Annotated in this window: 17 protein-coding genes; 12 read left to right on the plus strand and 5 right to left on the minus strand. The window is 71.7% G+C overall.

Features of this window, described 5'->3' with window-relative positions; all coding sequences use genetic code 11:
- The first annotated feature begins 41 nt into the window (after positions 1–41).
- A complete protein-coding gene (gene dnaE, locus DSM104299_RS12755; protein ID WP_272477689.1) occupies positions 42–3587 on the plus strand; it encodes a DNA polymerase III subunit alpha in 3546 nt (1181 codons plus the stop codon).
- A 131-nt stretch (positions 3588–3718) separates the two neighbouring features.
- Positions 3719–4078, plus strand: coding sequence for a VOC family protein (locus DSM104299_RS12760; RefSeq protein ID WP_272477690.1), 360 nt, complete (start codon positions 3719–3721; stop codon positions 4076–4078).
- Between the two features lie 259 nt (positions 4079–4337).
- On the opposite strand, the gene DSM104299_RS12765 is transcribed toward DSM104299_RS12760, so the two are convergent.
- Complete coding sequence (locus DSM104299_RS12765; protein WP_272477691.1) at positions 4338–5231, minus strand: deoxyribonuclease IV; 894 nt, start codon at positions 5229–5231, stop codon at positions 4338–4340.
- Positions 5232–5307: 76 nt separating this feature from the next.
- Between DSM104299_RS12765 and gltX the strand changes: the two genes are divergently transcribed.
- The 5 genes from gltX to DSM104299_RS12790 all read left to right on the plus strand — a co-directional run bounded on the left by gltX (position 5308) and on the right by DSM104299_RS12790 (position 10639).
- A complete protein-coding gene (gene gltX / locus DSM104299_RS12770) occupies positions 5308–6642 on the plus strand; it encodes a glutamate--tRNA ligase (RefSeq protein WP_272477692.1) in 1335 nt (444 codons plus the stop codon).
- A 159-nt stretch (positions 6643–6801) separates the two neighbouring features.
- A complete protein-coding gene (locus DSM104299_RS12775) occupies positions 6802–7902 on the plus strand; it encodes an HDOD domain-containing protein (RefSeq protein WP_272477693.1) in 1101 nt (366 codons plus the stop codon).
- Positions 7903–7986: 84 nt separating this feature from the next.
- A complete protein-coding gene (locus DSM104299_RS12780; protein WP_272477694.1) occupies positions 7987–8379 on the plus strand; it encodes an RrF2 family transcriptional regulator in 393 nt (130 codons plus the stop codon).
- Positions 8380–8427: 48 nt separating this feature from the next.
- Positions 8428–9561, plus strand: coding sequence for a hypothetical protein (locus DSM104299_RS12785; protein WP_272477695.1), 1134 nt, complete (start codon positions 8428–8430; stop codon positions 9559–9561).
- A 160-nt stretch (positions 9562–9721) separates the two neighbouring features.
- Complete coding sequence (locus tag DSM104299_RS12790) at positions 9722–10639, plus strand: IS481 family transposase (RefSeq protein WP_272478090.1); 918 nt, start codon at positions 9722–9724, stop codon at positions 10637–10639.
- On the opposite strand, the gene DSM104299_RS12795 is transcribed toward DSM104299_RS12790, so the two are convergent.
- Positions 10636–11133, minus strand: a complete 498-nt coding sequence (locus DSM104299_RS12795) for a hypothetical protein (RefSeq protein ID WP_272477696.1) — start codon at positions 11131–11133, stop codon at positions 10636–10638. The genes DSM104299_RS12790 and DSM104299_RS12795 overlap by 4 nt on opposite strands.
- A gap of 190 nt (positions 11134–11323) precedes the next feature.
- Here DSM104299_RS12795 and DSM104299_RS12800 point away from each other — a divergent pair, with 190 nt between their 5' ends.
- Entirely contained in the window at positions 11324–12121 is a 798-nt protein-coding gene (locus tag DSM104299_RS12800) for a pentapeptide repeat-containing protein (protein ID WP_272477697.1), read from the plus strand.
- Positions 12122–12124: 3 nt separating this feature from the next.
- A complete protein-coding gene (locus DSM104299_RS12805; RefSeq protein ID WP_272477698.1) occupies positions 12125–13513 on the plus strand; it encodes a hypothetical protein in 1389 nt (462 codons plus the stop codon).
- A gap of 9 nt (positions 13514–13522) precedes the next feature.
- On the opposite strand, the gene DSM104299_RS12810 is transcribed toward DSM104299_RS12805, so the two are convergent.
- Positions 13523–14719 (minus strand): MFS transporter, encoded by a 1197-nt coding sequence (locus DSM104299_RS12810; RefSeq protein ID WP_272477699.1) that lies wholly within the window; start codon positions 14717–14719, stop codon positions 13523–13525.
- A gap of 81 nt (positions 14720–14800) precedes the next feature.
- On the opposite strand from DSM104299_RS12810, the gene DSM104299_RS12815 reads away from it, so the two are divergent.
- The gene (locus DSM104299_RS12815) at positions 14801–15466 is read left to right on the plus strand and encodes a DUF1707 SHOCT-like domain-containing protein (RefSeq protein ID WP_272477700.1); all 666 of its coding nucleotides are present in this window, start codon (positions 14801–14803) and stop codon (positions 15464–15466) included.
- Positions 15467–15476: 10 nt separating this feature from the next.
- Here the strand turns inward: DSM104299_RS12815 and DSM104299_RS12820 are convergent, their stop codons facing one another.
- A complete protein-coding gene (locus DSM104299_RS12820; protein WP_272477701.1) occupies positions 15477–16466 on the minus strand; it encodes a hypothetical protein in 990 nt (329 codons plus the stop codon).
- Positions 16463–17797 carry an MFS transporter gene (locus tag DSM104299_RS12825; RefSeq protein ID WP_272477702.1) on the minus strand — a complete coding sequence of 445 codons (1335 nt, stop codon included), beginning with the start codon at positions 17795–17797 and terminating at the stop codon, positions 16463–16465. Before DSM104299_RS12825 ends, DSM104299_RS12820 begins: the two co-directional genes overlap by 4 nt.
- A gap of 239 nt (positions 17798–18036) precedes the next feature.
- Here DSM104299_RS12825 and DSM104299_RS12830 point away from each other — a divergent pair, with 239 nt between their 5' ends.
- Together DSM104299_RS12830 and cysK are read left to right on the plus strand one after the other, a co-directional pair.
- Positions 18037–18174, plus strand: a complete 138-nt coding sequence (locus DSM104299_RS12830; RefSeq protein ID WP_272477703.1) for a hypothetical protein — start codon at positions 18037–18039, stop codon at positions 18172–18174.
- Positions 18175–18224: 50 nt separating this feature from the next.
- A complete protein-coding gene (cysK, locus tag DSM104299_RS12835) occupies positions 18225–19151 on the plus strand; it encodes a cysteine synthase A (RefSeq protein ID WP_272477704.1) in 927 nt (308 codons plus the stop codon).
- Position 19152 lies beyond the last annotated feature (1 nt).

Genomic DNA, 19152 nt, shown 5'->3' on the forward strand with positions numbered 1-19152 from the left:
TCCCAACCATCCGAACCGCCACCTATCCTCGACCTTCGCCCGTGAGCCAGCCCTCCGCCGTCCACCTGCACGTCCACTCCGAGTACTCGCTGCTCGACGGCGCGTGCAACATCAAGGCGCTCGCCCAGCGCGCCGCCGAGTTCGGGCAGCCCGCGCTCGGCCTCACCGACCACGGCGTCATGAACGGCGCCGTCGAGATGTACAAGGCGTGCAAGGACGCCGGCGTCAAGCCGATCCTCGGCTGCGAGATCTACCTGGTCGACGATCACGCCAACCGCGCGCCCGGCCGCGTCGAGCGCAACCACCTCACGCTGCTCGCCGAGAACGAGACCGGCTACCGCAACCTCGTCAAGCTCAGCTCCGCCGGCTTCCTCGAGGGCCTGCACCGCGGCAAGCCGTCGCTGGACATGGCGCAGCTCGCCGCCCACGCCGACGGCGTCATCGCGCTCACCGGCTGCCTGGCCGGCCGCTTCTGCCAGCGCCTCATCGCCGACAACGAGGCCGAGGCGCGGACCCACATCGACGACCTCGTCCAGGTCTTCGGGCCCGAGGACGTGTACTTCGAGGTCCAGAAGAACGGGATCGACGACCAGAACAAGGCCAACGCGGGCATCGTCAAGGTCGCGCGCGAGCTCGGCGGCAAGCTCGTCGGCACGGGCGACGTCCACTACCTCCGCCGCGAGGACTACCACCACCACACGGCGCTGCTGTGCGTGCAGACCAAGTCGACGCTCGCCGCGCCGAAGATGACCTTCGACACCAACGAGTTCTACCTGCGCTCGTCGGAGGAGATGCACGAGAAGTTCGCGGAGTGGCCCGACGCCATCCCGAACACGCTCGAGGTGGCCGAGCGCTGCAACGTCGAGATCAGGCTCGGCGACCAGCTGATCCCGCGCTTCCTGCCCGAGGGCCAGGACGAGAAGCAGTACCTGCGCGACCGCGTCATGGAGGGCATGCGGGCCCGCTACGGCAACCCGGTGCCGGCCGACGCCATGGAGCGCATGGAGTTCGAGCTGTCGGTCATCGACAACATGGGCTTCAACGCCTACTTCCTGATCGTCTGGGACTTCGTCAAGTGGGCGAAGGAGAACGGCATCGCCGTCGGCCCGGGCCGTGGCTCGGCGGCCGGCTCGATCATCGCCTACACGCTGCGGATCACCGACCTCGACCCGCTGCGCTACGACCTGCTCTTCGAGCGCTTCCTCAACCCCGAGCGCGTGTCGATGCCGGACATCGACATCGACTTCTCGGTGCGTGGCCGCGAGCGCGTGATGCAGTACGTGGTCGAGAAGTACGGCCGCGGCTCGGTCGCGCAGATCATCACCTTCGGCAAGATGTTCCCGCGGGCCGCCACGCGCGACGCCGCGCGCGTCCTGGGCCACGACTACGGCCAGGGCGACCGCCTCGCCAAGCTGATCCCGGACCCGATCATGGGCCGGTCGCCGTCGTTCGACGACTGCCTCAAGGACGGCGAGCCGCTGCGCGCCGAGTACGACAAGGACCCGATCGCCAAGCAGATCGTGGACGTCGCGAAGGGCCTCGAGGGGATCGTCCGCAACAACTCGATCCACGCGGCCGCGGTCGTCATCGCGGGCATGCCGCTGACCGACGTCGTGCCGCTGCAGCTCGCCGACGCCAACGAGACCGACGCGTCGGGCAACAAGGTCTACCGCCAGGTCACCCAGTTCTCGATGAAGCCCGTCGAGGAGCTCGGGCTCCTCAAGATGGACTTCCTGGGCCTGCGCAACCTCGACGTCATCGAGGACGCGCTGGACATCATCGGCCGCTCGACCGGCGAGCGCCCGGACATGGCGACGCTACCGCTGGACGACACCAAGACCTATGAGATGCTCGCCGCGGGCGACTCGGTCGGCGTGTTCCAGTTCGAGTCCGACGGCATGCAGGAGGCGCTGAAGAAGGTCAAGCCGAGCGAGTTCGACGACCTCGTCGCGCTGGTGTCGCTCTACCGCCCGGGCGCCATGGAGCAGATCCCGACCTACGCCAGGGGCAAGCGCAACCCGGACCTGGTCTCGATCGCCGACGAGCGGCTGGAGCCGATCATCGGCCCGACCTACGGCGTGATCCTGTACCAGGAGCAGGCCATGCTCATCTCCAAGGAGCTGGCCGGGTTCACGGGCGCGCAGGCGGATGACCTCCGCAAGGCGATCGGCAAGAAGAACCGCGCGGCGATGGCCAAGCTGGAGCCGATGTTCCGCGAGGGCTGCGTCAAGAACGGCGTGGCGCCGCAGACGGTCGACTGGCTCTGGGCGACGAACGAGAAGTCCGCGGACTACTCCTTCAACAAGTCCCATGCGGCGTGCTACGCGCTGATCTCCTACCGGACGGCCTGGCTGAAGGCCAACTACTGCGCGGAGTACATGGCCGCGCTGATCTCCTCGGTGATGGATACCAAGGACAAGGTCCCGTTCTTCGCGGCACGCTGCGAGGAGATGGGGATCGAGATCCTGCCGCCCGACGTCAACCTGTCCGACCACGAGTTCGTCGTCGTCGACGGCAACATCCGCTTCGGGCTGGACGCCGTCAAGGGCGTCGGCTACGCGGCCGTCGAGGCGATCAAGCGCGCTCGCGAGGACGGCGGGCCGTTCACCTCGATCTGGGAGTTCTGCGAGCGCGTCGACCCCAAGGCCGTCAACAAGCGGTCGATCGAGGCGCTGATCAAGTGCGGGGCCTTTGGCTCGACGGGGGCGTCGCGCAAGGGCATGTTGGAGGTCTTGGAGCAGGCCCAGGGCGCGGGCCAGAAGATCCAGCAGGACGCCGAGATCGGCCAGGGCTCGATCTTCGACCTCTTCGACACCGGCGGCGCGGGCGCCAACGGCAACGGCGCGGCGGCGGCCTTTGCCGGTCCGACGCATCCGCCGATCCCGGAGGAGGAGTTCGAGAAGAACGAGCTGCTCGCCCACGAGAAGGACGCGATCGGCCTGTTCCTGTCGATGCATCCGCTCAAGGAGGTCCGCGAGGCGCTGATGGCGACCGTGGACCGGCCGCTGGGCGAGCTGCCCCAGGTCAAGGACGGCGAGTGGATCACCGTCGGCGGCATCATCACCGCGGCGCGCAAGCTCAAGACGCGCACGGGCAACATGATGATGTTCGCGACGCTCGACGACCTCGAGGGCTCGATCGAGCTCATCTTCTTCGGCGACCAGCTCGCCGAGTACGAGCACATCGCCCAGATCGACCAGATCGTGACCGTGCGCGGGCGCGTCGGCAACGACGACCGCGGGCTGACGATCAAGGTCCAGGCCTGCGAGCTGTTCCAGCCGACCGAGCAGGAGGTCGAGATCGCGCGCGCCAACGCGGTCCAGGTCGCCAAGGGCCCGGAGGCGCTGATGCTCGTCCTCGACGCCGGCCGCCTGCCCGCCTCGATCATCGAGGAGCTCAAGCACGTCTTCGGCAACCACGTGGGGGAGGCCGACGTCGTCCTGGCCGTCCGCACCTCCGCCGGCGACCGGACGCTCAAGCTCGGCTCGGACTTCCGCGTCGACCCGACACCGTCGCTGCGCGCCGAGCTGGCCCGCATCCTGGGCCCCGAGGCGCTGGCGGCGCCCGCGGCACCCGCCGCGGTCTGACCACCGTCCCGAGCCTCACCGGCGGAGGCCGCGGTGTGGTTCAATCCGCCGCGCATCGCGTGCGGCCGGGGACAGCCGGGTCGTGTGGAGGTGCTACCAGGGAGGGCCTCCTGCCCATTCATCTCGACCACTTGGCGGTCGCCGCCAAGGACAAGCTCCGCTCGGCGACGTTCCTGAAGGACCTGCTCGGACTGTCCGAGCCGACGAGCTGGGGACCGTTCTTGAGCCTGACGCTCGACGACGGCGTCCGGCTCGACTACGCCGAGCCCGGCATCGACTTCCCGGGCCAGCACTACGCGTTGCTGGTCTCCGACGACGTCTTCGATCGTGCGCTGGAGCGCATCCAGGCCGGCGGCGTGCCGTACTCCGGCGGGCCGGGCCACGCGCCCGGAGAGATCAACACGAACCACGGTGGCCGCGGCGTCTACTTCGACGATCCGTCAGGCCATCACTTCGAGCTCATCACGCAGCGCTACGGCGCCGACCTGTGACGCCGGTCGCGCGGTTTGGCTCAGCCACGCCGTAGACCGGAATGTGGGGCGCCAATCACCCGGCAACGGGTGAGTGATTTCCCCCTCTTGCGCGTGTGAGCGCGGTACGGTCGCGAATGCGGCCCCCGCTCTGTCGCTGGACCGGGGGCGGGGGCCGCACTCACGTCGCTTCCCATGCGTGGACGCTGCGCGTCCGCCTTCAGTGTCTCCGCGGTGGAGGGGCGTGAAACCAGTCCTTCGGCCAGGGCGCCCGAATGGGCTACCGGCCGCGTTTCTTGGTGGCGCCCCGCTTTCCGCCCCGCGCCTTCTCGCCCTTCTCGCGCAACGTCCAGCACAACTCGAGCTCCTCGCGCGTCGGCCCCTTCTTGTCTGGACCGGGCGTCTCGAGGATCACGGGCAGGCCGTCGAAGCGCGGCTCGGAGAGGAAGACCGCGCAGCCGTCCTCGCCCAGCTCGCCCTCGCCGACGTCGGCGTGGCGGTCGCGGTTGGACCCCAATCCGCCCTGGGAGTCGTTGAAGTGCAGCGAGCCGAGGCGCTCGATCCCGACGACCGAGGCGCACTCGTCGAGCACGCTCGTCAGGCCCTCGGCGGTCCGGATGTCGTACCCGGACGCGTACAGGTGGCAGGAGTCCAGGCACATGCCGAGCCGGGCGTCGCCGCCCGCCGCGTCGATCAACCCGGCCAGCTCGTGGAACGAGCGCCCGAGCGTCCCGCCCGCGCCGGCCGTGTTCTCCAGGTGCAGCGCGCAGTTCTCGCTCTCGGCCAGCGCCTCGCGGATGACCGCGCCGGCGCGCTTGATCGCCGGCGCGACCTCGCCGGTCTTCGCCGACCCCGGATGCAGCACGACCGACACGGCGCCGAGCGCGTCGCCGGCCCGCAGCGACGCGGTCAGCGACGTCAGCGTCTTCGCGCGGATGTCCGGGTCCTCGGACGCGGCGTTGAGCAGGTAGACCGCGTGGATCAGGAGCGCGTCGACCTCGGAGTCGGCCATGGCCTCGCGGAAGTCGGCCACCGCCTCGTCGCTGTAGATCGTGGGCTTCCACGCCCGCGGGTTCTGGTTGAAGATCTGGATCGCGCGGGCACCGCGTTCGGTGCCGCGCTCGACGGCCTTCGCGGGGCCGCCGGCGGGGGAGACGTGTGCGCCGATGAGCATGTGCCTGAAGTCCTACCGAAATGCGCGTACGCACATCGCGCTCGCTCGGCTGAGCCGTCACCTAGAGTGGCGGGCGATGCGCGTTCGCTTCGCTCCCTCGCCCACCGGCGCCCTCCACATCGGCGGCGCCCGGACCGCCCTCTACAACTGGCTGATGGCACGCGGGAACGCGGGCACGCTCGTCCTGCGCATCGAGGACACCGACAAGGAGCGGTCGACGCCGGAGAACGTCGAGCAGATCCTCGACGCGCTGACGTGGCTCGAGCTCGACTACGACGAGGGCCCGATCAGCCAGCTCTCGCGCACCGACCGCCACCAGGAGCTGCTCAACCGCCTGCTCGACGAAGGCAAGGCCTACAGGTCGAACGCGACGGGCGACGACGTCAAGGCCTACAAGGCGCAGCACGGCGCCGACAAGGGCTTCCGCGGCGCGGCCGAGGAGACCGGCGCGGTCCGGCTGCGCGTCCCCGACGAGGGCTCGACCACCGTCCACGACCTCATCCGCGGCGACACGGTCTTCCAGCACGTCCACATGGACGACCCGGTGATCGCTCGCGCCGACGGGAGCGTCCTCTACAACTTCGCGGTCGCGGTGGACGACGCCGACGCCGAGATCACACACGTCGTCCGCGGCGAGGACCACCTCTCCAACACGCCCAAGCAGCTGCTCGTCTACGAGGCGATCGGGGCGAGCGCGCCGCTGTTCGCGCACCTGCCGCTGCTGCACGGGCCTGACGGCAAGAAGCTGTCCAAGCGCCACGGCGCGGCGTCGGTCCAGGAGCTGCGCGACGCGGGCTTCCTGCCCGAGGCGGTCCGCAACTACCTCGCGCTGCTCGGCTGGGGCGCCGCGGACGACCAGACGATCCTGTCGACCCACGAGCTGACCGAGCAGTTCGACGTCGCGCGCGTGCAGAAGAACCCCGCGCAGTTCGACGTCAAGAAGCTCACGTGGCTCAACGGCCGCTACGTGCGCGAGATGAGCGTCGACGACCTCACCGCGCGACTCGAGGCGTTCACGGGGCGGACGGGCCTGCGCGAGGCCGTCGCGATCTCGCAGGAGAAGATCGGGACGCTCGCCGACTTCTGGCCGCTGGCCGGCTTCCTGTTCGACGGGCCGGGCGACGACCCCAAGGCGCGCGAGAAGTGGCTCGACGCCGACCACCGCCACGCGCTCGTGCAGGCGCGCGAAGCGCTCGCCCACCTGGAGCCGTTCGACGTCGACCGGATCGAGGTCGCGCTGCGCGAGGTCGTCGAGGTCGATCCCGCGCGCAAGCCCAAGGACGTCTTCCAGCCGATCCGCGTCGCGCTGACCGGCACGACCATCTCGCCGGGCATCTTCGAGTCGCTCGCGACGCTGGGCCGCGACGAGTCCCTGCGCCGGCTGGACGCCGCGCTGAGCGGCGCCGCCTAGGTCTCTGCCGCCCTTCGGCCAGGAACCCCGGCCGCGCAGGCGAATACCACGGTCGGACAACGCACCGGACAAGTGTTCGAGAAGGTGCTCAATCATCCGTCCACGGCTGCCGATAACCGGGAGGTAAGACGGGCGCGGTGACCTTCCGTGCCCATGCCCATGGAGCCCAGAGACGACATGCCCCCAGCCGCAGCAGCCTCTTCGAGCCAGCACACGCCGGCCGCTGATGTCCAGCGCCGTCACAACGAGGGCCACGGCCGTCGCCTCACGGCGGCGTTCGAAGCCCTCGAAGCGTTCCCCGCGCTCGCCGAGTCCCGTAACCGCCTGCTGCGCGTCGTGCGCCAGGAGCGTGTGTCGACCGGAGAGGTCGTCGCCGCCGTCGAGTCCGACGTCGCGTTGGTGATCAGCGTCCTGCGCCTGGGCAACCAGGTGGAGGGCAAGACCCGCGGCAAGGTCGAGTCGGTCGTCCAGGCCGTCGAGCTCCTGTCGCCGGAGGCCGTCCAGGCCCTGGCCACGCGCGCCCGCACCTTCGACTTCTTCGAGCGCTCGTCCGTCTGGGACGCCGCGCCCGAGCGCTTCCGCCTGCACGGCGTCGCGACGCAGCGCGCCGCGGACCGGCTCGCGACCGAGGCCGGCTACGAGTACCGCGACCGCCTGATGGTGACCGCGCTGCTGCACGACATCGGCAAGCTCGTGCTCATGCACGCCTACCCGGGCTATCCCGGGCAGGTGCACGGCAACGCGCGCACGCCGGAGGAGCGCATCCACCGCGAGCGCCGCGAGCTCGGCGTCGACCACGCGCTGGTCGGCGGCGTCCTGGCCCGTCGCTGGGGCCTGCCCAAGGCCGTCGCGTCGGTCATCGAGCGCCACCACGCCGACGACGCGCAGGGCGAGGCGGCGTTCGTCCGCCTGGCCGACATGCTCGCGCACTACTCCCAGGGCGGCGCCGTGTCGCCGACCGAGCTGCTGAAGTGCGCCCGCACGATCGGCCTCGGGCCGAGCGAGCTGCGCAGCGTCATGTACGACCTGCCCTACCCGACCACGGGCCGCACGCGCCAGATCGATCCGTGCCCGCTCAGCGGTCGCGAGCTCGAGGTGCTCAAGCGCCTGGCCGAGGGCAAGGTGTACAAGCAGATCGCGCTCGAGCTGTCGCTGTCGACCTCGACGGTCCGCACGCACCTTCACAACATCTACGGCAAGCTCGGCGCGGTCGACCGCGCCCAGGCCGTCCTGATCGCAACCGAGCGCGGCTGGCTCTAGCGGGCGCCGCGCCGCTCCTTCCGCCCTTTTCCGGGGCGGATTTGCGGCCTTTGCGGTGCGCCGTGTCGTAAAGTCGAGGGCGGGATGCTCTCGATCACGACGAAGTCGCCGTACGCGTTGAAGGCTCTGACCGAGCTCGGCCGCCAGGGCGGCGAGACCCCGGTCCCGATCGGGGAGCTCGCCCGCCAGCGCGGCATCCCGGTCCAGTTCCTCGAGCAGCTCTTCGCCGTGCTGCGCCGCGCCGGGCTCCTGAAGTCCCAGCGCGGCGTCAAGGGTGGCTACGCCTTCGCCAAGCCCCCGGCCGAGATCACCGTCCTGGAGATCGTCGAGCTCCTCGACGGCCCCCTCGGCGGCGGCTCCGAAGGCATCTTCCTCGAAGCCGCCAACGCCGCCCGCGCCGTCCTCGCCAAGACCACCGTCGCCGACGTGGTCGAGGAAGAGCGCAAGTCGGCGGGCGTTGCCATGTACTACATCTAGACCTTCGTACCGGTTGACGGCGCAGCGCGGCGCGCGTAGCGTCGCGCCGTGACCGCTCAGCGTTGCTGCGTCCTGGTCGTGGCGGTCGTCCTGCTGGCGCTGCCCGGCATGGCGCTGCCCGGCATGGCGCGGGCCGACGTCCCGGGGCTGGCGATCGTCCAGCCGGAGGCGGTCGCCGTGACCGCCGGCGGGGCGACCTCGTCGGCGTTCAGCGTCTGGGTGCGCAACGACACCGGCGACGCGGTCGCGCCGACGTTCGGCGCCGCCGTCGAGAACGGCGACCACGCGGCGCGCAGCGTCGTCGTCGACGTCGTCGACGGCGAGAGCGAGATCGACGCCGGCGCGGTCGAGCGCTATCGCCTGCAGGTCGCCACGCCGAGCACGCAGCGCCAGGACCGCAAGCCGCGCGCCGACCTCGGCAAGCTCGCCGGCCAGCTCTTCGTCGGCGCCGGCGGCGTCGCGCCGGGCACGGTCGGCCTGACGATCGCGACCGAGCCGAAGGTCGACGTCGGCGTGGCGGAGGCGTTGTGGATCCCGGCGGTGTTCGCCCTGATCCTCATGGCCGTCGCGACCGTCCTGACGCTCAAGGACGACGTCGGCCTCGGCACGCCCCTGCCGTCCGACCTCGACTTCAGCACCAGCTACGCGACGAAGCTGACGGCCGTCGGCGCGCTGTTCGGGACGTTCGTGTCGGCCGGCGTGCTGCCGGAGGACACCATCGGGCTGAGCAAGGCGGCGTTCGTCGCGCTCAACCTCGTCTTCGGCGTCGCGATCGTCGTCGCGGGCCTCCTCTACGCCGGGCTGCAACGGCCGGTGTGGGAGACCGTGGCGGGCGATGCCAGCAAGCAGCAGCGGCGCATGCAGGGGCAGGTGTGGAGCTTCCTGGTGTCCTGCTACGTCACCGTCTGGGCCGTGCTGGGCGAGCTGCTCACGCTCTGGCTGCTGTTCGACGAGCTCGGCACGGACCAGGGCTTCGGCGGCGCGGCGCTGTGGATCGTGCGCGGCCTCGTGCTCGTGGCGCTGCTCGTGACGGCGATCTACACCTGGCGGCGCGTCCCGGCGCTCGCGCAGAGCACCCGCCCCACCAAGGCCGACACCGGCCCACTGCGAGCGGAGCCCGTGGCCGTCGGCGAGGCGACCGGGACCGTCGAGCCGGTGGCCGAGAGCCTGGCGCTGCTCTAGGTGTTCTGGTTGCGGACCTGCTGAACAGGTTCTCGGGCTGATTTGAGTGTGTCCGGCCCCGGGCGGAGGCTGAGAGGTGCGATCCACCTCAACGCCCACCGGGAGGGCCGGACACATGACAGACCGTAGATGTCGCTTCGGACCGGCGGCCAAGATCGAGATGATCCGCCGCCGAGAACGAGGCGAGTCGCTGCGATCGATCGCCAGGTCGATGGCGTGCTCGCCGACGACGGTCAAGACCGCTTGGGATCGCTGGCAGAGCGCCGGTCAGGAGCAGCGCGAGGACTTCTCCTGTCTGTTGCCGCGGCGACCGATTCCAAGAACATGTCCTTGGTCATTGAGCGCCGAGGCCGAGCAGCAGATCCTCGAGGCACGGGCCAAGAGCAATTGGGGTCCGATGCGTTTGATGGCGTTGACGGGCCGCCATCGCGGAACGATCTACAAAGTCCTCAGACGCCACGGCGTCTCGCGTCGACGCCGCTCGGCAAAGCAGCGCAGCACACGCCGCTATGAATGGGCGCAGACCGGAGCGTTGCTGCATATCGACGCCTTCCGGGCACCGAAGTTCGATCAGCCCGGCCACTGGGCCACGGGCCAGCGCAGCGAGAAGACCCGCACGCGCAAGGCGGGCACGACCTATGTCATCGGCGTCGTCGATGACCACACGCGCCTGGCCTATTGCGAGCTGCACAGCGGCGAGACGGCCCAGAGCACCAGCGCCACCTTGCGCCGGGCTGCCGCCTGGTTTCTCGAGCAGGGCTGCGGCCCCGTTGAGGCGGTGATGTCTGACAATCACAAGGCCTACACCAGCCTCCTGTTCACCGAGGTGTTGGCCGAGCTCGGCGCTCGCCACATCCCGACGCCGCCCTACACACCGCGCTGGAACGGCAAGGTCGAGCGGTTCTTTCAGACCATGGACGACGAGTGGGCACACGGCCGCGTCTGGCAAAACAGCACCCAACGCGACCGCGCCCTGGCATCCTGGATCCGGTTCTACAACCGCCTACGCCCTCACACCGCCGCCGGCGACCGACCACCCATCACCCGCGTCCACCAAGACCGCAAGCAGGACATCTAGGGGCCGACGCAGAGCACGTAGGCCACCGGCGTGCGGGGCTGGGTGCCGCCGTTGAAGAGGGAGACGCGCCAGCGGATCACGGGGCGTACGTCGCCGACGGGGATGGAGTCGACCATCTTGTCGTTGGTGACCGCCGGGCCGGCGAAGCCGCCTCCGCCGCCGGTCGCGCGCTGGCCGGGATCGCAGCTGGCGGTCGCGGCGCCGACGGCGCCCGGGGCGATCGGGTCGCCGCTGACCTGGTGGACGGTCGACGCGGCGGCGGGGAGGATGCCCTTGGCCAGGTCGGCGGCCTTGACGGCGCCATTGTCGATCGCGTCGCTGGTGACGGAGTCCTTGTGCAGCTTGCCGCCGGTCACGGCCTTGTCGCGGATCTGCAGGTTGCCGACCGCGCCGTTGCGCAGCTGCTTCTGGCCGACGCTCTTCTCCGGCAGCTGCGTGGCCGCATAGCCGGTGCCGCCCAGCGCGACGATCAACGCGATGCACGCGACCACCATCGCCGGTGACGGACGACCCAGACCCAGTTTCAACATGATGATGTTGCCATACCCCGATGCGCGAGCGCCCTAACCGATCAACGGCGTAGGCTGTCATGCTCTACATCTAGGTGTTTCACGGCCCGCGCCTGGGTGTTTGGTACGAGCATCTTGCATTGGTGACCAACGCATCGCGATAGTGGCGTCGCGCATGCCGCCACTGCTCGCCACTCCGCTGCTGGTCAGCCTCGTGCTGTCGACCGCCATCGTCCTGGTCATCGGCGCGCTCGTGGGCCTCGGGGCGGTGTACGCCGCCGCCTGGGTGGTCGAGAGCTTCGGCCGCTCCTCCAAGTTCGGTCGCTCCACGACGGTCGGCCGGCGCTTCGAGGACGAGCTCGACGAGGTGACGACGCCGGAGCTCTATGCCTCGCCGAAGACCGGCGTGGCGCCGTCCCAGGCGGCACCGCCGAGCGAGTCCGGCGACGCCGACGCCGACGCCGATGTCCCGCGCTCCGCGACGCTGCGCCCCAGCCCTCCGAGCGCCTGGCCGTTGGCCGGCGTGGACCTCCGCGGCACGCGCCTGCGCGGCCTGGACCTCTCCGGCGCCGACCTCACCGGCGCCCGGCTGGAAGGCGCCGACCTCGCCGCCGCCGACCTCCGCGAGACGATGCTGACGGCCGCGCAGCTGGCCGGCGCGGTGCTGACGAGCTGCGACCTCACGAGGGCCAACCTCGTCGACTCCGACCTGCGGCGCGCCGATCTGCGCAGGGCGCGGCTCGCGCCCGCCGACCTGCGCGGAGCCCTGCTGACCAACGCGGATCTCCGGCTCGCCGACCTGACGGGCGCCGATCTGCGGGGCGCCGACCTGCGCGGCGCGCGCCTCGATCGCACGACCATGACCGGCGCCCGGCTGGAGCATGCCAAGACCGACTTCGCGCCTCGCGGCGCGCGACCCGCCGAACGCCAGCCGCCGGACGCGCAGGCCGGGCCGCCGATGGCGACCTCCTGAGCCATGGACAACCGGCTGCAGACGCTGGGGCAGGTCGGCGCGGCGATCATCGCGGCGCTCGGCGCCACGGGCTACGTGATCCTGATGGGCGCCGTCGTGCTGTGGGCGCGCCTCGTGCAGGCGCATCTGCCGCGGGCCGTCCCGATCTCGCTCGCGTCGCGCAACGAGCTGCTCGTCCTGGGGGCGCAGGCGCTGGCGGTCTGGATCGTGCTGGCGATCGCGCTCGTGGCGCTGGGCGCGCGCGTCTCCAGCCAGGCCGTCGAGCGACGCGACGTGCTGGCGGGCCTCGGCCTGGGCGCCGCCACGGCGATCGCGACGCTGATCGTCATCCGCTCCCACCACTGGTGGGTCGACGTCCTCGTCTCCGTGCTGCCGGCCGCGAGCGTCGTGGTGGTCCTCGTGGTGGCCGTGATGCTGCGGCCCCCGGCGAGCCTCTTGATCACCGCGCTGGCGCCGGTCGCCGTCGGCGTCGCGCTGCCGTTGCTCTTCGTGGTCATGGGCACCGAGGGCCAGGCGACCAGCGTCACGATCGCCGCCTGGGTGATCTTCATCCTGGTGCTCATGGTCGTTCCGGCGATCGCCCGGCTGCGGGCGCTCTCGGTGGCCAACACGACGGCCGTCGCCTACTTCGACGCCGAGCAGGCCAAGCTGGACCGCGCGGCCGAGATCACGAAGACCGTCGCCGTGGCCGACCCGCGGCTGGTGCGGCTCCGCGAGGCGCTGCAGCAGCGCCAGCGGGCCCTCGTCACGCGGCTGTGGGTGCGCGGCGGCGTGCTGGCGGCCGTCGCCCTGATCGGCCTGGGCGGCATCTCGGTGGCGTCGCAGTTCGACCGGGCCAACCTGTTCCGGTCGGCGCTCGTGAGCCTGAACACCGGGCGCTGCATCGAGGCGACCTACATCTCGCGCGACGACGACCACGTGGTGCTCGCCGATCGCCAGGGCACGACGGACGCCAACCGCATCGTCGTGGTCCCGGCCTCCGAGGTGCTCGAGATCCAGATCCTCAACCCGGCGACGCCCGGCGTCCCGCTGCGCAGCGGCACGTGCCGCGAGCTCGGCGCGGTCGTGACGCCGGACGGGACGTCGACCGAGCCGTTCCGCGGCCCGAGGGGCGCGACGGGCGCGACGGGCGCGACGGGGGACACGGGCGACCCCGGCGCGCAGGGCGACAAGGGCGACAAGGGCGATGACGGCGTCCAGGGCACGAAGGGCGACAAGGGCGACGACGGCGCCCAGGGCAAGAAGGGCGATACGGGCGCTAAGGGCGACAAGGGCACGACCGGCGACAAGGGCGCGAAGGGCGACAGGGGCGCGAAGGGCGCCAAGGGCGACAAGGGCGACACCGGGGCCCAGGGCGAACGCGGCCCGGCGGGTCCCCGGGCCGGAAGCTGACGCCGCGGCCTAGTTGTAGGCCTGATGCGCCGGCGCCGCGCGCACGCGCCGCGCCTGCCACAGCGCCGCCGCGGCCAGCGCGATCGCGCCCGCCAGCGCGAAGCCCTGCACGCCCGAGCCGCTGCCGGTCAGCGTCCCGCCGGCCGCCGCGCCCGCCGCGCTGCCGACCAGGAACGACGACGTCAGCCAGGCGAACGTCTCGGTGATGGCGCCCGTCCGCGCCCGCGTCCCGGTCAGGACGAAGATCGCCGCGAGCGTCGGGGCCAGGAACGCGCCCGCGATCGCCATGGCCAGCGCCATCGTCGGCGTCGAGCGCGCGAACAGCGCCGGGACGAACGCGATCCCGAACCCGATCAGCAGCCGCGTCAGCCGCTGGTCGGGTCCCATCTTCCAGCGGCGCGCCGCCGCCGTCAGGCCGCCGGCGAGCGCGCCGACGGCCCACGCGGCCAGCAGCCAGCCGGCGAGGTCGCGGTCGTCGAGCGTGTGCTCGGCGAACGCGGTCGCGGTGACGTTGACGACGCCGGTCGTCGCGCCGGCCAGCAGGCCGATCGCCAGCAGGAGCGCGACCTCGGGCGCCCGGACCGCGGCGGTCCAGTGCGACGGGCCGTGCTCGGTCGCCTGCCACGCGCGCGTCGGCGGCGCCAGGGCGAAGGCCAGCGTCCCGAGCAGGCCGATCACCGAGGCGAGGTCCAGCGCCAGCGCCGGGCTGCCGACCGCGACGCCGACGGCGACCAGCAGCGGGCCGACGACGAAGATCAGCTCCTGCGCGCCGGCGTCCAGCTCGTAGGCGGCGGCCAGCGCGTGCTCGTCGTGGCCGGCGAGGTCGGGCCACAGCGCGCGCAGCGCCGGCTCCAGCGGCGGCGTGAGCGCGCCGGCCGCGACGCACAGGACGCCGGCGACGGCCAACGACGACGGCGCCACGGCGACGATCCCGGCCAGCGCCGCGCTGCGCGCGATCGCCACCACGATCAGCACGCGCGTCTGCCCGACCCGGTCGATGCCGCGGCCCAGCAGCGGGCCGCCGACCGCGGCGCCGATCGCGAACGCCCCGGCGACCGCGCCCGCCGTCGCGTAGGACCCGCCCTCGTGGCGGACGAGCAGCAGCAGCGCCAGCGGGACCATCGCCTCGGGGAGCCGTCCAACCAGGGCGGAGAGCAGCATCCGCAGCGCGTAGGGGCGCCGGACCAGGGCGCGAAGGTCGCTCACGCCGGCGATCATACGTAACACCTCGTCAGCCCCGCGAGCCCGGACGGTCCCGCGCGGACGCCCGGCGCTAGGGTCAGCAGCGTGGCCGGCGATCTCCCCGAACTGCGCGCCTCGGACGCCGATCGCGAGCAGGCCGCCGAGGTGCTGCGCCGGGCCGCCGGCGAGGGGCGCCTCACGGTCGACGAGCTCGACGAGCGGCTGGACACGGTCTTCGCGTCGCGCACGCGCGCGGAGCTCGAGCTGCTGGTCGCCGACGTCGTCCCCAGCGGCGGTGCCGCCGAGCTCGGCTCCTCGGCCCGCGCGCTGCCCGTCGTCCCCGACGCGCCCGGCGGCACCAAGTGGCTGATCTCCATCATGTCGGGCCACGACCGCCGCGGGCACTGGCGCGTGCAACCCAAGGTCTTCAACTTCAACTTCTGGGGCGGCAGCGAGATCGACTTCAACGACGCCGAGCTGACGGCGCGCCACACGGAGATCCGCATCATCTCGATCATGGGCGGCGCCGACGTCTGGGTCCCGGAGGGGCTTGACGTCCAGGTGACGCAGTTCGCGCTGATGGGCGGCAACGACGTCAAGCTCGGCCGCGAGCGCCCGGTCCCCGGCGGGCCGACCGTGCACCTCAAGCTCTTCTCGCTGATGGGCGGGACCGACGTCAAGCGGGGGCGCAAGCTGACCCGCGCCGAGCGCCGCGCACGCAAGCTCGAGCGCCGCGAGCAGCGGCGCCTGGACCGCGACCGCGACGCATAGCGCCTGACGCCTACTGCACGCTGTTCGGGTTCGTCGCGCCCACCATCAGGCGGCGCGGCCCGCGCGAGCCGTCGGCGGGGACCTCCATCACTTCCTCGTCGACGCCATAGGCCAGGCGCCGGTCGTCGAGCCACGCGATCTGGTCGTCGACCGAGCGCGTCTCCTCCAGCGCGGTCTCCTTGCCGCTGGCGAGGTCCAGGACGTGGAAGCGCCACTGGAACGGCTGGCCGACGCGCGCCTTGAACGCCAGGCGCGTGCCGTCGGGCGACAGCGACGGGCACTCGACGCCGTCGCGCACGACGGTCGCGGTCCTGGCGAGCGCGTCGCCGTGCAGGAGGTAGTGGTGGTCGCCGGTCCCGAGGGTGGCGTAGAACTGCGCGCCGACGCCGGTGAACGTCACGCCCCAGAAGTTGAAGTCCTGCTTGTCGATGACCTGGCCGTCCAGGGTCACCTTGTAGTCCTCGAGGTCCCCGAGCGACTTGCCGCCCTTGACGTCGTACACCCGCGTGCGCGTCGAGAACTGGCCGGGGTTGGTGTAGCTGTCGCCGCCGACGAACGTCGTCGACGCGGCGTAACGGCCGTCGGGGGACACGCGCGCGCGGCTGGGCGTGCCGGGCACCGAGACCTTGCCGGTGACGTTCTGGTGGGCGTCGAAGAAGCGCGCCTCGTACGTCGGGGCCGGCAGCGCGTGGGCCTGCGCCATGCAGATGCCGGAGCCGGCGGCGAACGCGACGCGCTCGCACGTCAGCCGCCCGATGTGGCGCCGGCCGTCGGGCCCGACGACGACCATGCGCCCCCAGGCCTTGGGGTGCTGGCGGTCGCGGTCCAACAGCACCATGTCGCCCTTGACGATCTCCATGGCGGGCGCCTTGGCGGCCGCCGCGATCGTCGGGTCCTCCTTGCTGGCGCCCAGGAGCGTGATCGCCAGGTAGGCGCCGATCACGGCGACGGCGGCGGTGGTGAGCGCGACGAACAGCCCGACGCGCCGCTGGCGGGTCATGCGGCGCCCACCCCGCGCCGGGCGGGGCGCAGCAGCAGGACGAACGCGGTGACGGCCAGCGCGGCGGCGAGGGCGAGCGCGAAGACGATGAACGCGGTGTGGACGCCGGCCACGGCCCACAGCGCGCCGAAGGCGAGCGACGCGCCGAACTGCGCCAGCGCGGTCGCGGTCCCCAGCGCGGCGAGGCCGGTTCCGCGCACGCCCTCGGGCACGGCGGCGGAGCCGAGCGCGGCGAGCACGCCGTCGGTGCACGCGTAGTACAGGCCGAGCCCGATCAGCGTCGCCGGGATGAGCAGGTCGCCGTGGGCGCCGGAGAGCAGGACGAGGTAGAGCGCGAGCAGGATCGCGTAGCCGGCCGTGAAGACCCGCGCGCGGCCGACGCGGTCCGACATCTGGCCGACCGGGACGGCCATGACCATGAAGATCGAGGACGTCCCGACGTAGAGCAGCGGGAACAGGCTGTCGGCGAGGTCGAGGCGGTCGTCGAGCTGGAGGTAGAGGAACGCGTCGCCGACCGTGGCCAGGCCGAGCAGGAAGGCGATCACGGTCAGGCCGGCCAGCGGGGTGTCGCGGAGCAGGTCGGTGGCGCCGCGGAGCGTGAGGCGTGGCTTGGGCGCGTCGGCGTCGGCGTCGGCGTTGGCGATCGCGGCCGCGTCCGCGTCCGCGTCACGCGCGGCGAGGCGCTCGGGGTCGCGCGCCGGGTCCTCGACGAGCAGCAGGATCGCGACGCCGATCAGCGCGAAGCAGAACGAGATCAGGAAGATGCCGTGGTACTCGTTCGGCGTCAGGGCCAGGAGCGCGAAGCCGAGCAGCGGGCCGAGCATCGCGCCGCAGGTGTCCATCGCGCGGTGCACGCCGAACGCGGTGCCGAGCTCGTCCTGCGGGGTGCTCATCGAGATCATCGCGTCGCGCGGCGAGGTCCGGATCCCCTTGCCCGTGCGGTCGAGCAGCAGGATCGCGGTGAGCGGCCCGAAGGCGGTGGTCACCAGCAGGCCGAGCTTGCAGATGCACGACAGCCCGTAGCCGACGCCGGCGATCTCGCGGTAGCGGCTCATGCGGTCGGCGATGAAGCCGAAGATCAGCCGCGCGAACGCCGAGCCGCCCTGGTAGATGCCGTTCAGGACGCCGAACTGCATCGGGTTCATGCCCAGCTGGTGGACGAAGTACAGCGGCAGGATCGCCGACACCATCTCGGACGAGATGTCGGTGACGAGGCTCGTCAGGCCGAGCAGCAGCACCGTGCGCGCGACGAACGGCCGGCCGGTCTTCTTGGCGGCCGCGAAGCCGCGGCGCGCACGGAGCAGAGCGGTCGAGTCCTGGACTTGGTACATCGCCCAGGACGGTAATTGCGGGGCCCACGAACGGACCTGGCCGAAGGGGGAGGTGCGCGGCGCGGGCCTGGCCGTCGGAGTGGGGTGGACCGGTGGTCCCGGTTCGTGCAGTTTGCGCGAAACCGGGTGGACTCGGCCCAGTGGCGACGTTAGGGTTCGTCCAGGTTGGTTGATACATGAGCGATCACGGTCCTGCCCAGCTCGAGCTCATCCGGCGCTATGCGCGCACGCTCCGAGAGATGCACGCAGACGCCATGGCCGCTCGAGGCAACCCGGCCGCCGACCGAGCGGAGCGCATCGTCCGCACCCGCCCGCCGGGCGAGCCCATCCGCCAGGCCGCGAAGGCCATGACGGGCAGGTCGGCGCCGACGCCGTAGCCCCGCTTCGCGCGAACGCCATCGGCCGCGCCCGATAGCCTCGACGCGGAATGGCCCGAATTCCGACCAACATCTCCGATCACATCGGCAACACGCCGATGGTGCGTCTCAGCCGCCTCGAGCCGGAGGGCGTCGAGCTCTACGGCAAGCTCGAGGCCTACAACCCCGGCGGCTCGGTCAAGGACCGCATCGGGATCGCGATGATCGACGCGGCCGAGGCCGAGGGTCGCATCGAGCCCGGCAGGACGACGATCGTCGAGGCGACCTCCGGCAACACCGGCATCGCGCTCGCGTTCGTGTGCGCCGCCAAGGGCTACGAGCTGGCGATCTTCCTGCCGCAGGGCATGTCGCGCGAGCGCGAGGCGTTGTTGAAGCTCTACGGCGCGCGCGTCGAGATCGTCGAGTCGATGGGCGGGATGGACGAGGCGGTCAAGGCCGCGCGCGGCGCCGCCGGTGGCGGCGACGCGTTCCTGCCCGACCAGTTCTCCAACCCCGCCAACCCGGAGGCGCACCGCCTCGGGACCGGGCCGGAGATCCTGAAGGCCATGGACGACAAGGTGGACATCTTCGTCGCGGGCGTCGGCACCGGCGGGACGATCACCGGCGTCGGCGAGGCGATCAAGTCGGTGAACAAGGACGCGCAGGTCATCGCGGTCGAGCCGGCCGGCTCCGCCGTCCTGTCCGGTCAGGGTCCCGGCCCGCACCGCATCCAGGGCATCGGCGCGGGCTTCGTCCCGGCGGTCCTGGACCGCGCGGTCATCGACGAGATCCTCCCAGTCAGCGACGACGACGCGATCGACACCGCGCACCTGGCCGCCGCGCGCGAGGGCGTCCTCGCCGGGATCTCCTGCGGCGCCGCGCTGTGGGGCGCGATCGAGGTCGGCAAGCGGCCCGAGAACCAGGGCAAGCGGATCGTGACGATCCTGCCCGACTCCGGCGAGCGTTACATCAGCGCGCCGTTCTTCGCGCCGCAGTAGG

The sequence above is a fragment of the Baekduia alba genome (genome assembly GCF_028416635.1).
In the GTDB taxonomy this organism is placed as follows: domain Bacteria; phylum Actinomycetota; class Thermoleophilia; order Solirubrobacterales; family Solirubrobacteraceae; genus Baekduia; species Baekduia alba.

Bases quoted from the DNA above. Each gene is read 5' to 3' on its own strand.
- DSM104299_RS12765 (WP_272477691.1), bottom strand. From the start codon at position 5,231: ATGCTCATCGGCGCACACGTCTCCCCCGCCGGCGGCCCCGCGAAGGCC.
- gltX (WP_272477692.1), top strand. From the start codon at position 5,308: ATGCGCGTTCGCTTCGCTCCCTCGCCCACCGGCGCCCTCCACATCGGC.
- DSM104299_RS12775 (WP_272477693.1), top strand. From the start codon at position 6,802: ATGGAGCCCAGAGACGACATGCCCCCAGCCGCAGCAGCCTCTTCGAGC.
- DSM104299_RS12780 (WP_272477694.1), top strand. From the start codon at position 7,987: ATGCTCTCGATCACGACGAAGTCGCCGTACGCGTTGAAGGCTCTGACC.
- DSM104299_RS12790 (WP_272478090.1), top strand. From the start codon at position 9,722: ATGATCCGCCGCCGAGAACGAGGCGAGTCGCTGCGATCGATCGCCAGG.
- DSM104299_RS12795 (WP_272477696.1), bottom strand. From the start codon at position 11,133: ATGGTGGTCGCGTGCATCGCGTTGATCGTCGCGCTGGGCGGCACCGGC.
- DSM104299_RS12800 (WP_272477697.1), top strand. From the start codon at position 11,324: ATGCCGCCACTGCTCGCCACTCCGCTGCTGGTCAGCCTCGTGCTGTCG.
- DSM104299_RS12805 (WP_272477698.1), top strand. From the start codon at position 12,125: ATGGACAACCGGCTGCAGACGCTGGGGCAGGTCGGCGCGGCGATCATC.
- DSM104299_RS12820 (WP_272477701.1), bottom strand. From the start codon at position 16,466: ATGACCCGCCAGCGGCGCGTCGGGCTGTTCGTCGCGCTCACCACCGCC.
- DSM104299_RS12825 (WP_272477702.1), bottom strand. From the start codon at position 17,797: ATGTACCAAGTCCAGGACTCGACCGCTCTGCTCCGTGCGCGCCGCGGC.
- DSM104299_RS12830 (WP_272477703.1), top strand. From the start codon at position 18,037: ATGCACGCAGACGCCATGGCCGCTCGAGGCAACCCGGCCGCCGACCGA.
- cysK (WP_272477704.1), top strand. From the start codon at position 18,225: ATGGCCCGAATTCCGACCAACATCTCCGATCACATCGGCAACACGCCG.